The organism is Streptomyces diversicolor (genome assembly GCF_057537855.1).
The window spans coordinates 90,759-104,404 of record NZ_BAAJXA010000006.1; the positions used below are offsets into that span (position 1 = coordinate 90,759).

General features: G+C 73.2%; 12 protein-coding genes and 1 pseudogene. 6 read left to right on the top strand and 7 right to left on the bottom strand.

Annotation, left to right across the window (positions count from 1 at the left end):
• The first annotated feature begins 45 nt into the window (after positions 1-45).
• Positions 46-1,008 carry an electron transfer flavoprotein subunit alpha/FixB family protein gene (locus AC27LF_RS08815; RefSeq protein WP_479661630.1) on the top strand — a complete coding sequence of 321 codons (963 nt, stop codon included), beginning with the start codon at positions 46-48 and terminating at the stop codon, positions 1,006-1,008.
• A 70-nt stretch (positions 1,009-1,078) separates the two neighbouring features.
• Here AC27LF_RS08815 and AC27LF_RS08820 read toward each other — a convergent pair whose 3' ends face one another.
• Positions 1,079-1,984 (bottom strand): endonuclease/exonuclease/phosphatase family protein, encoded by a 906-nt coding sequence (locus AC27LF_RS08820; protein WP_479661629.1) that lies wholly within the window; start codon positions 1,982-1,984, stop codon positions 1,079-1,081.
• Positions 1,985-2,179: 195 nt separating this feature from the next.
• On the opposite strand from AC27LF_RS08820, the gene AC27LF_RS08825 reads away from it, so the two are divergent.
• Positions 2,180-3,502 (top strand): DUF6986 family protein, encoded by a 1,323-nt coding sequence (locus AC27LF_RS08825; protein ID WP_479661628.1) that lies wholly within the window; start codon positions 2,180-2,182, stop codon positions 3,500-3,502.
• Positions 3,503-4,086: 584 nt separating this feature from the next.
• Here the strand turns inward: AC27LF_RS08825 and AC27LF_RS08830 are convergent.
• The gene (locus tag AC27LF_RS08830) at positions 4,087-5,145 is read right to left on the bottom strand and encodes a LacI family DNA-binding transcriptional regulator (RefSeq protein WP_479661627.1); all 1,059 of its coding nucleotides are present in this window, start codon (positions 5,143-5,145) and stop codon (positions 4,087-4,089) included.
• Positions 5,146-5,348: 203 nt separating this feature from the next.
• Between AC27LF_RS08830 and AC27LF_RS08835 the strand changes: the two genes are divergently transcribed.
• Positions 5,349-6,302 carry an ROK family protein gene (locus tag AC27LF_RS08835; RefSeq protein ID WP_479661626.1) on the top strand — a complete coding sequence of 318 codons (954 nt, stop codon included), beginning with the start codon at positions 5,349-5,351 and terminating at the stop codon, positions 6,300-6,302.
• A 48-nt stretch (positions 6,303-6,350) separates the two neighbouring features.
• Here the strand turns inward: AC27LF_RS08835 and AC27LF_RS08840 are convergent, their stop codons facing one another.
• Positions 6,351-6,557 carry an NPCBM/NEW2 domain-containing protein gene (locus AC27LF_RS08840; protein ID WP_479663590.1) on the bottom strand — a complete coding sequence of 69 codons (207 nt, stop codon included), beginning with the start codon at positions 6,555-6,557 and terminating at the stop codon, positions 6,351-6,353.
• A pseudogene (locus AC27LF_RS08845) lies at positions 6,464-7,234 on the bottom strand (glycoside hydrolase family 27 protein); the annotation flags it as partial. The pseudogene AC27LF_RS08845 and the gene AC27LF_RS08840, both read right to left, overlap by 94 nt.
• 295 nt (positions 7,235-7,529) lie before the next feature.
• On the opposite strand from AC27LF_RS08845, the gene AC27LF_RS08850 reads away from it, so the two are divergent.
• Both AC27LF_RS08850 and AC27LF_RS08855 read left to right on the top strand, forming a co-directional pair.
• Entirely contained in the window at positions 7,530-7,721 is a 192-nt protein-coding gene (locus AC27LF_RS08850; protein ID WP_479661625.1) for a hypothetical protein, read from the top strand.
• 102 nt (positions 7,722-7,823) lie between these two features.
• Positions 7,824-8,864 (top strand): NUDIX hydrolase, encoded by a 1,041-nt coding sequence (locus tag AC27LF_RS08855; RefSeq protein ID WP_479661624.1) that lies wholly within the window; start codon positions 7,824-7,826, stop codon positions 8,862-8,864.
• 620 nt (positions 8,865-9,484) lie between these two features.
• On the opposite strand, the gene AC27LF_RS08860 is transcribed toward AC27LF_RS08855, so the two are convergent.
• A complete protein-coding gene (locus AC27LF_RS08860; RefSeq protein WP_479661623.1) occupies positions 9,485-10,219 on the bottom strand; it encodes an MBL fold metallo-hydrolase in 735 nt (244 codons plus the stop codon).
• Positions 10,220-10,281: 62 nt separating this feature from the next.
• Entirely contained in the window at positions 10,282-11,637 is a 1,356-nt protein-coding gene (locus AC27LF_RS08865) for a dipeptidase (protein ID WP_479661622.1), read from the bottom strand.
• Between the two features lie 177 nt (positions 11,638-11,814).
• Between AC27LF_RS08865 and AC27LF_RS08870 the strand changes: the two genes are divergently transcribed.
• Positions 11,815-13,068, top strand: coding sequence for a geranylgeranyl reductase family protein (locus AC27LF_RS08870; RefSeq protein ID WP_479663591.1), 1,254 nt, complete (start codon positions 11,815-11,817; stop codon positions 13,066-13,068).
• Here AC27LF_RS08870 and AC27LF_RS08875 read toward each other — a convergent pair.
• Positions 13,058-13,507 carry a nitroreductase family deazaflavin-dependent oxidoreductase gene (locus tag AC27LF_RS08875; protein ID WP_479661498.1) on the bottom strand — a complete coding sequence of 150 codons (450 nt, stop codon included), beginning with the start codon at positions 13,505-13,507 and terminating at the stop codon, positions 13,058-13,060. The genes AC27LF_RS08870 and AC27LF_RS08875 overlap by 11 nt on opposite strands.
• Positions 13,508-13,646: the final 139 nt, after the last annotated feature.

Consider the following 13,646-nt stretch of genomic DNA (forward strand, 5'->3'; position numbering starts at 1 on the left):
CCGCCGACCGCCCTTTCCCCTTTTCGTACGCAGGAGAGCAATCCCATGGCTGAAGTCCTCGTCTATGTCGATCATGTGGACGGTGCCGTCCACAAGCCCACCCTGGAACTGCTGACCCTGGCGCGCCGGATCGGTGAGCCGGTCGCGGTCGCGCTCGGCGCCGGTGCCGCGGGTACCGCGGCGGCGCTGGCCGAGCACGGCGCGGCGCGGGTCCTGACGCATGAGGCGTCCGAGTACGCCGACTATCTGGTGGTGCCGAAGGTGGACGCCCTGCAGGCCGCCTATGAGGCCGTGTCCCCGGCCGCGGTGCTGGTCCCGTCCTCGGCGGAGGGCAAGGAGATCGCGGCCCGGCTGGCGCTGCGCATCGGTTCGGGTGTCATCACCGACGCCGTCGACCTGGAGGCGTCGCAGGAGGGTCCGGTGGCCACGCAGTCGGTGTTCGCGGCGTCCTTCACCACCAAGTCCCGTGTCTCCAAGGGCACTCCGGTCATCACGGTCAAGCCGAACAGCGCGGCCGTGGAGGCGGCCCCGGCCGCCGGCGCGGTGGAGGCGCTGGACGTGTCCTTCTCCGAGCAGGCCACCGGTACGAAGGTGACGGGGCGTACGGCGCGTGAGTCGACGGGGCGTCCGGAGCTGACGGAGGCGGCGATCGTGGTGTCCGGCGGGCGCGGTGTCAACGGCGCGGAGAACTTCGCGGTGATCGAGGCGCTGGCGGACTCGCTCGGTGCGGCGGTGGGTGCTTCGCGTGCGGCGGTGGACGCGGGCTGGTACCCGCACACCAACCAGGTCGGGCAGACGGGCAAGAGCGTGTCGCCGCAGTTGTACATCGCGTCGGGCATCTCGGGTGCGATCCAGCACCGTGCGGGAATGCAGACCTCGAAGACGATCGTGGCGATCAACAAGGATCCGGAGGCCCCGATCTTCGACCTGGTCGACTACGGCGTCGTCGGCGACCTCTTCGACGTCGTCCCGCAGCTCACCGAGGAGATCAACACCCGTAAGGGCTGAGCCCCGATGGGCCCCCGCGACCGCTGGAACCGGACGCCGGTCGCGGGGGCCTCGGTTCGTTCCCGGGCCGTCAGCCCAGGGAAAGGGACGCCTGCACCGGCAGATGGTCGCTCGGGAACTGGCCGTCCGCCGAGAACGTGTTGACCGACGCCCGCCGGGTGGTGACCCCCGGTGTGGCCAGAATCCAGTCGATGCGGTCGCCGTCCGGCGTCAGCGGCCGGTAGCCGTGGAAGGTGGCGTACAGCGGGCCGCGCTCGCCCGCCGTGTCCCACGTGTCCACCAGACCCGCGCCCAGCAGTGTGTCGTAGACCGCGTTCTTGTGGGCGGCGACATTGAAGTCGCCGGTCACCACGAGCGGCAGTGAGCGGTCGAACCCGTGGACGCGCCCGGCGATCAGGGCGGCGGACCGCTCGCGCGCGTACTGACTCGCGTGGTCGAGGTGCGTGTTGAGGACGTAGAACTCCCGGCCCCCGGAGCGCCGGTCCCGGAAGCGGACCCAGGTGACCATCCGGGCGAAGGCGGCGCCCCAGGTGTTCGAGCCGATCACGTCCGGGGTGTCGGAGAGCCAGAAGTGGTCGTACTCGACCGGGGTGAGGCGCTGGGTGTCGTAGAAGACCGCCATGGACTCGTCCCGGCTGCCGTGCAGCCGGCCGGTGCCGATCCAGTCGTAGCGCGGCCCGAGATCGGCGTCGATGTCCAGCAGTTGCGGGAAGAGACCTTCTTGTGTGCCGATGACGTGCGGGGTCTCGCGGCGCAGCAGGCGGCGCATGACCGGCCTGCGGGCGGTCCAGCTGTTCGGCTCGGTGGTGCTCGCGAAGCGCAGGTTGAAGGACATGACCTCCAGCCGGCGGTCCGGCTCCGGCTCCGCCGAGGCGGCGGGGACGGACAGTGCTGTACTGGACAAAGGCACGGTCACCGCCGCGGACAGGGCGGCCTTGAGACCCAGACGGCGCGTGACTCGGCTGTGGTTCGGCACGGGGGCTCCTTCGGTGGGAACGGGCCGGACGAGTCGGTGGTACGGACGCGTGATACCGCCCTACGGGGCGGGCGTGAACATGGCGATATGGCCGTGTGGCCGCCCGCGGACGGGGTGTTGACCATCAGGAAGGCGCCCGGATAGCTTCGTTCAACGGATTGTTGATTCCGTACTGCGGAAGATGGAGGCTGTGGGATGGGTCAGGGCCAGCAGGAGCAGCCGGCGACGAGCTTCGCGCGCGCCGTCAGCGAGGAGATCGGCGCATCCCTCGCCCCGGTCGACGCCGAACTGGCCCGCCGCTACCCGGGAGACCCCGGCACCCGGCAGCCCGTCCACACGGTCTACGTCCCCGGCGACGCGTTCGCCGCCGACACCATCCGCTCCTGGGGCGACCAGGCCCTCGCGGCGCTCGATGAACACGCCCCCGACGCCGCCTCCTTCGCCGCCGTCCTCGGCCTCGACGACGAACTCGCCGGACCCGTCCACGAGCGGGTGCGCGCCAAGCTGGAGCGCGAGCCCGTGGAGGACCTGCGGGTCGACTTCGAGGACGGCTACGGACCGCGCCCGGACGCCGAGGAGGACCAGGCGGCGGCCCGCGCCGCCCGGCTCATCGCCGGGGCGTACCGGAACGGCACGGCGGCGCCGTACATGGGCATCCGCATCAAGTGCCTGGAGGCGGCGGTGCGCGAGCGGGCCATCCGCACCCTCGACATCTTCCTGACGGGCCTCATGGCGGCCGGGGGACCGCCGCGGGGCCTGGTCGTCACCCTGCCCAAGGTGACCTACGCCGAGCAGGTCGGCGCCATGGTGCGGCTGCTGGAGGCATTCGAGAAGGCGTGCGGTCTCACGCCCGGCCGGCTCCGCTTCGAGATCCAGATCGAGACCAGCCAGGCCATCCTCGCCGCCGACGGCACCGCGACGGTCGCGCGGATGATCCGGGCCGCCGAGGGCCGGGCCACGGGGCTGCACTACGGCACCTTCGACTACAGCGCCTGCCTCGGTGTCTCGGCCGCCCACCAGGCCAGTGACCATCCGGCCGCCGACCACGCCAAGGCGGTCATGCAGGTCGCCGCCGCGGGCACCGGCGTCCGTGTGTCCGACGGCTCCACCAACGTGCTGCCGGTCGGCCCGGCCGAGCAGGTCCACGCCGCCTGGCGGCTGCACTACGGCCTCACCCGGCGCGCCCTGGCCCGCGCCTACTACCAGGGCTGGGACATGCACCCCGGCCACCTCCCCACCCGCTACGCCGCCGTGTTCGCCTTCTACCGCGAGGGCTTCGCGCAGACGGCGGCGCGACTGGCCCGATACGCGGACCGGGCCGGCGGCGACACCGGCGGCGACGGCGAGATCGCGGACGAGCCCGCCACCGCCAAGGCGCTCGGCGGACACCTGCTGCGCGGCCTGGACTGCGGCGCCCTCGACCCCGACGAGGTGCACCGGCACACCGGTCTGACCCGACCGGACCTGGAGCACTTCGCCGCACCCCACCGCACCGACCTCACGACCCCGGCCACCTGAGCGCTCCGCCGGACATGCCGCGCTGTGCCGTCGGTTCGTCCGCGGCACCGTCGTGGCTGGTCGTGCCCGCGCGGCGCCCCTTCGGGGCGCTGTCGAACCGCAGCGGACTTCACTGGACCTGCTTGGCACCAGGACGGCCCCGGCGGGCAGCGGCACGTGCTCGTGGCGTCGACCACCGCGTGCCGCGCGTCCGGCCAGGGCCCGTACCGCCCCGGGGGCGCTGACATACCCCGGGGCGGCGCGCAGGCGCCGATGCCCGGCCCCGTCACACGTGTCTTGAGCATGGGGGCGTCGGAGAGGGGCGGCAAGTGCCCCGTCTTGTGGGGCAGTGGGCCGGGACAGGCATGGCTGCCGACCGCGAGGACAGCGCGCGGCCGGTCTGACGATGCGTCGGTCACAGCTTCGGCCGGCGACGATGACGAGCGGATGTCGTCCCCCGCTTCCGCCCCGGCACCTACGCGGCTCCGGCACGCCCGGCCTCCGCGGCCGGATCACTCGCCGCCGGGCCCGCCGTCGGTCTGGCCGCGCCGTGGGCCCTCGTCTTCGCCACCGTCGAGCTGCCGGTCGGCGTCGGGCGGGGGTGCTCAGGTGGTCGGGGGTAGCTCGCCCGAGCCGCGGGTGATCAGGCGGGTCGGCAGTTCGATGCGGTCCGGGGCGAGGAGGCTGCCGTCCAGCTGCCGGAAAAGTCGCTCGGCGGCGGTGCGGCCGAGGGCCGCCGAGTCCTGGGCGACGACGGTGACGCCCGGGCGGAGCAGATCGGCGAGTTCGATGTCGTCGAAACCGACCAGGGCGACGGGCCGGGTGTGCTCGGCGAGCACCCGGATCACGGTCACCGTCACCCGGTTGTTGCCCGTGAAGACCGCGGTGACCGGGGAGGACGCGGCAAGCATCTCCTCGGCCGCCCGGCGCACCCGCTCCGGATCGGTCGCCCCCAGGGACATCCAGCCGTCCTCGACGGGTATCCCGGCGTCGTCCATGGCCGCCCGGTAGCCGCGCAGCCGCTCCGCCGCGGTGTGGATGCCGGGCATGTCGCCGATGAAGCCGATCCGGCGGTGCCCGTGGGCGATCAGATGGGCCACGCCGTCGCGGGCGCCGCCGAAGTTGTCGGACAGGACGACATCGGCGTCGATCTTCCCGGCAGGCCGGTCCACGAAGACGGTCGCGACGCCCGCCCTGATCTCCGGCTCCAGATACCGGTGGTCGTCCCCGGCGGGAATGATCACCAGCCCGTCCACCCGCCGCGCGCACAGGGCCAGCGCCAGTTCCTGCTCGCGGTCGGGGTCCTCCGCGCTGGAGCCGTTGATCAGCAGGGCGCCGTGGGCGCGGGCCACCTCCTCGACGGCGCGGCTGAGCGGTCCGTAGAACGGGTCGGCAAGGTCCTCCAGGACCAGGCCGATGCTCGCGGTCCGGCCCTTGCGCAGCACCCGCGCACTGTCGTTGCGGCGGAAGCCGAGCGCGTCGATGGCCTCCTGCACGCGGCGCTCGGTGTCCGGGGTGACTCCCGGCTCGCCGTTGACCACGCGGGAGACCGTCTTGAGCCCGACACCGGCCCGCGCCGCCACGTCCTTCATCGTGGGACGGTTGCCGTAGCGGGATCCGGAGACTCCGGAGATTCGGTCGGCGCGGCGGGTGGTCTCTGGCACGATGCTGCGTCCTGTCCTGTCGTTCACGGGGGGTGCGTAGGTCAATGGTCTGGTATGAGGATGTGGCGTCGAGCATAGAGCCTGGACAACGTTGTCAGATGCGGGAGACACTGTCCATCGCAATCACCGGCCTGCGCCCCCACCGCGAGACCGGGCTGCGTCTCGCACTGCTTTCTCATGGTTGACGGGGAGATTCGACTCTGATGCACACCGACCTCGTGGCTGCGCTCGACATCGGCGGCACCAAGATCGCCGGCGCGCTGGTGGACGGCCACGGACGGATCCAGGTCCGCGCTCAGCGCTCGACGCCGGCCCAGCAGGACGGCGAGACCGTCATGCGGGCGGTGGCGGAGGTGCTGGGCGAACTCGCCAGATCCCCCCTGTGGCGCCGCGCCGGCTCCGTCGGCATCGGCAGCGCCGGGCCGGTCGACGCCTCCGCCGGCACCGTCAGCCCGGTGAACGTGCCGGGCTGGCGCGGCTTCCCGCTGGTCGAGCGGGTGCGGGCGGCGACCGGCGGGCTGCCCGTCGAACTGATCGGCGACGGCGTGGCGATCACGGCCGCCGAACACTGGCAGGGGGCCGCCCGCGGCCATGACAACGCGCTGTGCATGGTGGTCTCGACCGGCGTCGGCGGCGGCCTCGTCCTGGGCGGCCGGCTGCACCCGGGACCCACCGGCAACGCCGGCCACATCGGCCATATCAGCGTCGACCTCGACGGCGATCCCTGCCCGTGCGGCTCCCGTGGCTGCGTGGAGCGGATCGCCAGCGGTCCCAACATCGCCCGGCGCGCCCTGGAGGGCGGCTGGCGGCCCGGCGCCGACGGGGACGCTTCGGCGGCCGCGGTCGCGGCGGCCGCCCGCGCCGGCGACCCCGTCGCTGTGGCCTCCTTCGAGCGCGCCGCGCAGGCGCTGGCCGCCGCCATCGCGGCCACCGCGACCCTGGTGGAGATCGACATCGCGGTGATCGGCGGCGGCGTCGGCAAGGCGGGCGACATCCTCTTCGCGCCGTTGCGCAAGGCCCTCGGTGACTACGCGACCCTCTCCTTCGTGCGGCGGCTGACGGTGACGCCCGCGCAGATGGGCACGGACGCCGGTCTGGTGGGTGCCGCCGCGGCCGGACTGGCGAGGCGGCCGGACGCGACCGCGGCGGGGGTCTGACCCCGCTCCCCGGTGCCGGGGCGAGGGGTCACGCGCGGGTCGGCCGGTTCAGCAGCCGATCCGCGCGTCGGCCCAGTCCGCGTGGTCCGAGTCGATGCCGTCGCCGCCGTCGGTGACGACCAGCCGGACCACCTGGGCGCCGCTGACGTCGGCGGTCAGCGGCCGGGACCGGCGTACGGCGCGAGGGGCAGGTTCTGCTTGAGGATCGACAGCATCGAGCCCCAGCTGTCGCTGATGTCCCCGGTCGTCCGCCACAGCTGCCCGAGGTCCCCGGCCCACTCCCAGGGCTTGTTCTCGCCCCATTCGCAGATGCTGTACACGATGGGCCGGCCGGTCGCCCTCAGGGCGTCCCGCATGGTCGTGTAGCGGAGCCTGGCGTCCACGCCCTGGTTGTTGCAGTTGTCGTACTTGAGGTAGTCCACGCCCCAGTCGGCGAACTGCTGGGCGTCGCTGTACTCGTGGCCGAGCGCGCCGGGGAAGCCCGCGCTGTTGCATGTCTTCGTGCCGGCGCTGGTGTAGATGCCGAGCTTGAGCCCCTTGGCGTGGACGTAGTCGGCGACGGCCTTGATCCCGCCGGGGAAGCGGACCGGGTCGGGGACCAGTTCGCCGTTCGCGTCACGGCTGGGCAGGGCCCAGCAGTCGTCGAGGTTGACGTACTGGTACCCGGCGTCCTTGAGGCCCTTCGTCACGAACAGGTCGGCGATGCCCTTGACCATCTCCTCGTCGAAGTCGGCGCGGCAGTGCGTGGAGTTCCAGTTGTTGAAGCCCATCGGCGGGGTGAGGGCAAGGCCGTCGGCGGGGGCGGGCGCGACGGGCGCCTCGGCGGGGGCCGCCGCGGCGGCGGGGACGGCGAGGCCCGCCGCGCACAGCAGACCGGCGGTGAGCGCTCCCACCACTCTTCGGCGGATGGTGCGGGTGTGAGGGTGACGCATCGTTACGTTCCTCCGACTCGCGAAAGGCGGCAATGACGTCATGTACGCGTCATCGATGTGCGTTTACGGTAGGACGTGTCCGACTGTGTCGGAAGGGGCGCGGTGACGTCCGGCTGGGTGCGGTACGGACGTCCGACATCGCGTCATTTCCCTTGCTCCCCCGGGCATTTCGGAGCAGGAAGCGGTGCCGTGCGTTCGGTTGTGTCGGGTGGGGCCACTCCGGTGCGGCGGCGCCCCGACGGGGGAACCGCGGTGATCCGCGTGACCCCTGGGCGCCCTGACAGTTGAACCGGGCATGAAGAAGCGCAGCATGCTCGCCATCGCCTCCCTCGCCACCGGGTTCGTGGTGGCCGCGATCAGCCCGTCCCACGGCGTCGACAAGGACGCCCTCGGCGATCTGCACGTCCCGGAGACGCTCGGCACCGTCGACCACCTCGTCAGCCAGGACAGCCTCGCCCCCGCCGACCACCTCCCCGCGCAGGAGTAGCCCCCTCCCCGGCCCCCCGTGGCGCGGCCCCTCAGCTGCGGCTGGTTTCCGTGGCAGTGTGGAGCGGGCAAGCCTCTGGGGGCCAACAGAAGAGGGGGAACCGTGATCGTCTGGATCAACGGTGCGTTCGGTGCGGGGAAGACGACCACCGCACGGGAACTGATCGACCTGATCCCGAACAGCGCGCTCTTCGACCCCGAGGTCATCGGCGGAGCGCTCACACACCTGCTGCCGCCCAAACGCCTCGCCGAGGTCGGCGACTTCCAGGACCTGCCGATCTGGCGCCGGCTCGTGATCGACACGGCGGCCGCCATGCTGGCCGAACTCGGCGGGACCCTCGTGGTCCCCATGACCCTGCTGCGCCAGGAGTACCGCGACGAGATCTTCGGCGGTCTCGCCGCCCGCCGCATCGCCGTGCGCCATCTGCTGCTCGCCCCGGCCGAAACGATCCTGCGCGCGCGCATAGCCGGGCGGGAGGTCCCGCCCGACCTGCCCGACGGCGAGATGCGGATGCGCCAGTGGGCGTACGACCACATCGAGCCGTACCGCGCGGCCCTCGGCTCCTGGCTCGCCGCCGACGCCCACCCCGTCGACACCAGCGCGCTCACCCCGTACGAGACGGCGGTCCGCATCGCCGAGGCCGTCGTCGGGGGCGCCGTCGCCCCTTGTGACATCGTGCAGACCCCGGAACCCACCGCGGAGACCCTTGCGGCCGGTGTGCTGCTCTTCGACGAGCGGGACCGCGTCCTGCTGGTCGACCCCACCTACAAGCCCGGCTGGGAGTTCCCCGGAGGTGTCGTCGAGCCCGGCGAGGCCCCCGCACGGGCCGGCATGCGCGAGGTCGCCGAGGAGACCGGGATACGGCTGGCAAACGTGCCGCGGCTGCTCGTCGTGGACTGGGAACCGCCCGCGCCGCCCGGCTACGGCGGGCTGCGGCTCCTGTTCGACGGCGGCCGTCTCGCGTCCGCCGAGGCCGGCTCCCTGCTGCTGCCCGGACCCGAACTGCGCGCCTGGCGCTTCGTCACCGAGCAGGAGGCCGCCGCGCTGCTGCCGCCCGTGCGCTACGAGCGGCTGCGGTGGGCGCTGCGGGCGCGCGAGCGGGGTGCCGCGCTGTACCTGGAGGCCGGCGTCCCGCTCGGCTGACGCCACGGCCACCGCCCGGCTTTCCGCCGTCACCATCACCGCGCTCCGGGCCACTTGGCGGCCGACCGGGCCGCGACGTCCGCTGTGCTGTTCTTCCCCGCGGCGCGGCCGCGATCGGACGCAGTGCCGGTGCAGCCGAACGACGGTGCGTCACGGCCTCGTTGGCAGAGCGCTCACGTCAGTGGTCCGTGCAGCGGGGGCACCACCCGGCGTTCGGCCGGCCGGAGTTGCCCGGGTCCCCGGCCCATGACGCGGGCCTGCGCCCGCCGGTCAGCCGGGGGCGCGAGGGCCGCTGTGTGTGGAGCGGCGGGTCGTCTCACCGGCTCGGAACGCCGGGCGAAGCCGTATCGGTGTGGCGCGCCGGCGATGTCGGCGTGGGTCGGCAGACGCGCGGGGTGAGCGTCCTCCTTCGCCGCGCGGGTGCGACCAGCCACAGCGGTGCCGCAGTCGAGCGACGGCGGTCACGGCCCCGCCACCGCGGCCCCGGCGGAGCGCTCACGTCAGTGGTCCGTGCGGCGGGGGCACCACCCGGCGGGTTGCCCGTGCGGGCCAGTTCGGCCGGCCGGAGTTGCCCGGGCCCCGGCCGGCCCATGGCGCGGGCCTGTGGTCGGCGGTCAGCCCTATCGGCCCCGACTGTCGCGCACGCGGGCGCCGTGTCTGTGCGCCGCATCCCGAAGGACCGCCCCGGCGCGCGCCGTGACCGGATCGCCGTGGCCGAAGCAGGCCACCTCCGCTTCGAGGCGCGCGAGGCGGGCCAAGGAGGCGAGCATGCGGGCGCGGTCGAGATAGAACACACCCGGGATCACCTCGCCGGTGCCGGGCGCGGCGGCCACCGCGTCGCCCGTGAACAGCACACCGTGCTCGGGGAGATGGACGGCGATGCTGCCGTGGGTGTGCCCGGGGACGTGGACGACCCGGGCGCCGCCGCCGAAGTCGAGGACATCGCCGTCCGTCAACTCGGTGACCCGGCCGGGGCGCACCGGATCGCCCGGCGGCAGCAGCTTCGCGGCCCGGGCGTGCAGCGGCCGTTCCCAGTCCTCGAAACGCGGCTCGGGCCCCGGGACCGTGCCCCGGACCACCGGCGCCTCCAGATGGTGCGCCAGCACCTCGGCGCCGCTCAGCGCGGCGAACTCGCCCGCACCGCCCGCGTGGTCCTCATGGAAGTGGGTCAGCACGATCCGTCGTACGGACGACGGGGCCCGCCCGAGTGCGGTGAGCGCGTCGGCGATCCTCTGGCCGGAGCCGATCGGCCCCGCGTCGATGAGCGTGGCCGTGTCGTCGTCGGACCAGAGGTATGCCTGGCCGACCGGGAAACGCAGCAGGTGCAGGCGGGGCAGCAGTGCGATGACGTCCATCCGCCGACCGTAGGCAGGGCCCCCGCCCGGCAGCGAGGACCCTCTGCCACGGGCAGAACGGTTCAGCCCGCGGCGTAGTTGCGCAGGAACAGCGCCTCCGCCACCGACAGACGCTCCAACTCCTTTGGCGAGACGCTTTCGTTCACGGCGTGGATCTGCGCCTCCGGCTCGCTCAGCCCGATGAGCAGGATCTCGGCCTCGGGGTACAGGTGGGCGAGGGTGTTGCACAGCGGGATGGAGCCGCCCTGCCCCGCGTACTGCATGCTCTCGCCCGGGTAGGCCACCGCCAGGGCGTCGGCCATCGCCCGGTACGCCGGGCTTGTGGTGTCGGCGCGGAACGGCTGGCCCTGCCCGATCCGCTCCGTGCGCACCCGGGCGCCCCACGGCGTGCGCGCCTCCAGGTGGGCCTGGAGCAGCTTGCTCGCCTCGTCCGCGTCCACGCCCGGCGGCACCCGCAGGCTGACCAGGGCGCGGGCGCTCGCCTGCACGGACGGCGTGGCGCCCACGACCGGCGGGCAGTCGATGCCGAGGACCGTGACGGCGGGCCGGGCCCAGATGCGGTCGGCGACGCTGCCCTCGCCGATCAGCCCGACGCCGTCCAGCACCTTGGCGTCCGCGCGGAACTGCTCCTCGGCGTACTCGATGCCGTCCCAGCGGCCCTCGGCGCCCAGCCCGTCGACCGTGGTGGAGCCGTCCTCGGCGCGCAGCGAGTCCAGGACCCGGATCAGCGCGGCCAGCGCGTCGGGGGCGGCGCCGCCGAACTGCCCGGAGTGCAGATTGCCCTCCAGCGTGTCGATCTGTACCCGCACCAGGGTCATGCCGCGCAGCGTGCTGGTGACGGTCGGCAGGCCGACCCGGAAGTTACCGGTGTCGCCGATGACGACGGCGTCCGCCGCCAGCAGCTCGGGGTGCCGCTCGGCGTACCGCTCCAGGCCGCCGGTGCCCTGCTCCTCGGAGCCCTCGGCTATGACCTTGACGGTCACCGGGACGCCGCCGTCGGCCCGCAGCGCGCGCAGGGCCAGCAGGTGCATGATCACGCCGCCCTTGCAGTCGGCGGCGCCGCGCCCGTACCAGCGTCCGTCGCGCTCGGTCAGCTCGAACGGCGGAGTGGTCCAGGCGGCCTCGTCGAGCGGCGGCTGCACGTCGTAGTGGGCATACAGCAGAACCGTTTTCGCGCCCTCGGGTCCCGGCAGGCAGCCGTACACCGACTGGGTGCCGTCCGGGGTGTCGAGCAGGGCCACGTCCTGGAAGCCCTCCGCGCGCAGCGCGTCGGCGATCCAGGCCGCCGCGCCCTCGCTCTCGCTCTTGGGGAACTGGTCGAAGTCCGCCACCGACCTGAAGGCCACCAGCTCGGCGAGTTCCGCCCGTGCTCTCGGCAGCAGCGAGGCGACGGTCTCGGCGACCGGATGCGACGACATGGGCACGCTCCTCGTGGGTGCGACGTTGTAGCGGTGAAGTACACCGATCCTCCCACAGTGGCCTGCGGCGACGTCCGCCGTAGGATGCGGGGGGACATGAGGTCCCTCCTGGTCGGGCGCGGTCGCGCGGCCGGGGGAGCGGCAGCGGCAGCGGCTTGATCGGAGCAGTAGACCATCGTGAGCGGCGAGAACTCTTCGGCGGACGACGTACAGCGGGTGTGGGACGTCGTCGTGGTGGGCGCGGGACCCGCGGGGGCCTCCGCCGCCTACGCGGCGGCGGTCGCGGGACGGCGCGTGCTGTTGCTGGAGAAAGCCGAGTTGCCCCGCTACAAGACCTGCGGCGGCGGCATCATCGGCCCCTCGCGCGACGCGCTCCCGCCCGGATTCGAACTCCCCTTCAAGGACCGGGTGCACGCCGTCACCTTCTCCAACAACGGACGCTTCACACGCACCCGCCGCTCCAAGCAGATGCTGTTCGGTCTGATCAACCGGCCGGAGTTCGACCAGCAACTGGTCGAGCACGCCCAGAAGGCGGGCGCCGAGCTGCGCACCGGGGCCACGGTCACCCGGGTGGAGCAGCACGGCTCCGCGGTGCCGGACCGGCGCACGGTCGCCGTGGTGCTCCAGGGCGGCGAGACCGTCCTCGCCCGCGCCGTGGTGGGCGCCGACGGCAGCGCCAGCCGCATAGGGGCACATGTCGGCGTGAAGATGGAGCAGGTCGACCTCGGCCTGGAGGCGGAGATCCCGGTACCGGCGACGGTCGCCGAGGACTGGAAGGGACGGGTCCTCATCGACTGGGGGCCGATGCCCGGCAGTTACGGCTGGGTGTTCCCCAAGGGCGACACGCTCACCGTCGGCGTGATCTCGGCGCGTGGCGAAGGCGCCGCCACCAAGCGGTACCTGGAGGACTTCGTCGCCCGGCTCGGGCTGGCCGGCTTCGAACCCGCCGTCTCCTCCGGGCACTTGACCCGCTGCCGTGCCGAGGACTCCCCGCTGTCCCGCGGCCGGGTCCTCGTCTGCGGCGACGCCGCCGGGCTGCTGGAGCCGTGGACCCGCGAGGGCATCTCGTTCGCGCTGCGCTCGGGGCGGCTCGCGGGGGAGTGGGCGGTGCGGATCGCCGAGGCGCACGACGCGGTGGACACCCGCCGCCAGGCCCTGAACTACGCGTTCGCCATCAAGGCCGGGCTCGGCGTGGAGATGAGCGTCGGCCGGCGGATGCTCGCCGTGTTCGAGCGCAGGCCCGGCCTGTTCCACGCGGCCCTCACCGGCTTCCGCCCCGCCTGGAACGCCTTCCGGGACATCACCCGGGGGTCCACGTCCCTGGGCGAGCTGGTCCGCAACCATCCCATGGCCCAGCGCGCCCTGACCGCGCTGGACCGGCGGCCCGCCCCGGCGGCCGAGGCGACGACGGACGACGCGGTCACTTCGTGACGGTGATCCTGAAGACCGGGTGGTTCGGCGCGATGCGGCGCAGCTCCGCCTCGGGCGAGTCGGGGCCGACGCCGCCGAAGAAGACGCCGACCTCGGCCTTCCAGCGCTTGAGGTAGGCGCGCAGCAGCGGAACCTTCTCGTCGTCGGCGACCTCGGTCGCGGTGAAGACGTCCACCGTCCGGCCGAGGCGCAGCTCGCCACCGCCGGCCGCGCGCATGTTGTGGGTCCACTGGACGTGACCGCGCGGGGCGAGCAGATACTGCTGTCCGTCCACGGTCAGCAGGTTCACGGGGGTGGTACGCCACGCGCCGCTCTTGCGGCCGCGGACCGCCAGGACCCGGGAGCCCCACACACTGATGCCGCGGCGGGTCAGCCAGGACACCGCGCGGTTCATGACGTGGACGGTGAACCAGCCGGGCTTCTGGACGTGTGGGGTCATGGCTACTTCCTCCTGGAAGCGACGTTCTCGCGGCGGGATGCGGGAGGAGCGACGTGATGTGAGCAGTGCTCTCGCCCGGCATCAGTGTGCTGCAGACCGGCACCCTCTTGCAAGAGCAGTGCTCTCTTTTTAGTTCGCC

Bases quoted from the DNA above. Each gene is read 5' to 3' on its own strand.
- AC27LF_RS08865 (WP_479661622.1), bottom strand. From the start codon at position 11,637: ATGTCGTCGCATCCGGTCGCCGAGACCGTCGCCTCGCTGCTGCCGAGA.
- AC27LF_RS08860 (WP_479661623.1), bottom strand. From the start codon at position 10,219: ATGGACGTCATCGCACTGCTGCCCCGCCTGCACCTGCTGCGTTTCCCG.
- AC27LF_RS08875 (WP_479661498.1), bottom strand. From the start codon at position 13,507: ATGACCCCACACGTCCAGAAGCCCGGCTGGTTCACCGTCCACGTCATG.
- AC27LF_RS08835 (WP_479661626.1), top strand. From the start codon at position 5,349: ATGCACACCGACCTCGTGGCTGCGCTCGACATCGGCGGCACCAAGATC.
- AC27LF_RS08850 (WP_479661625.1), top strand. From the start codon at position 7,530: ATGAAGAAGCGCAGCATGCTCGCCATCGCCTCCCTCGCCACCGGGTTC.
- AC27LF_RS08815 (WP_479661630.1), top strand. From the start codon at position 46: ATGGCTGAAGTCCTCGTCTATGTCGATCATGTGGACGGTGCCGTCCAC.
- AC27LF_RS08825 (WP_479661628.1), top strand. From the start codon at position 2,180: ATGGGTCAGGGCCAGCAGGAGCAGCCGGCGACGAGCTTCGCGCGCGCC.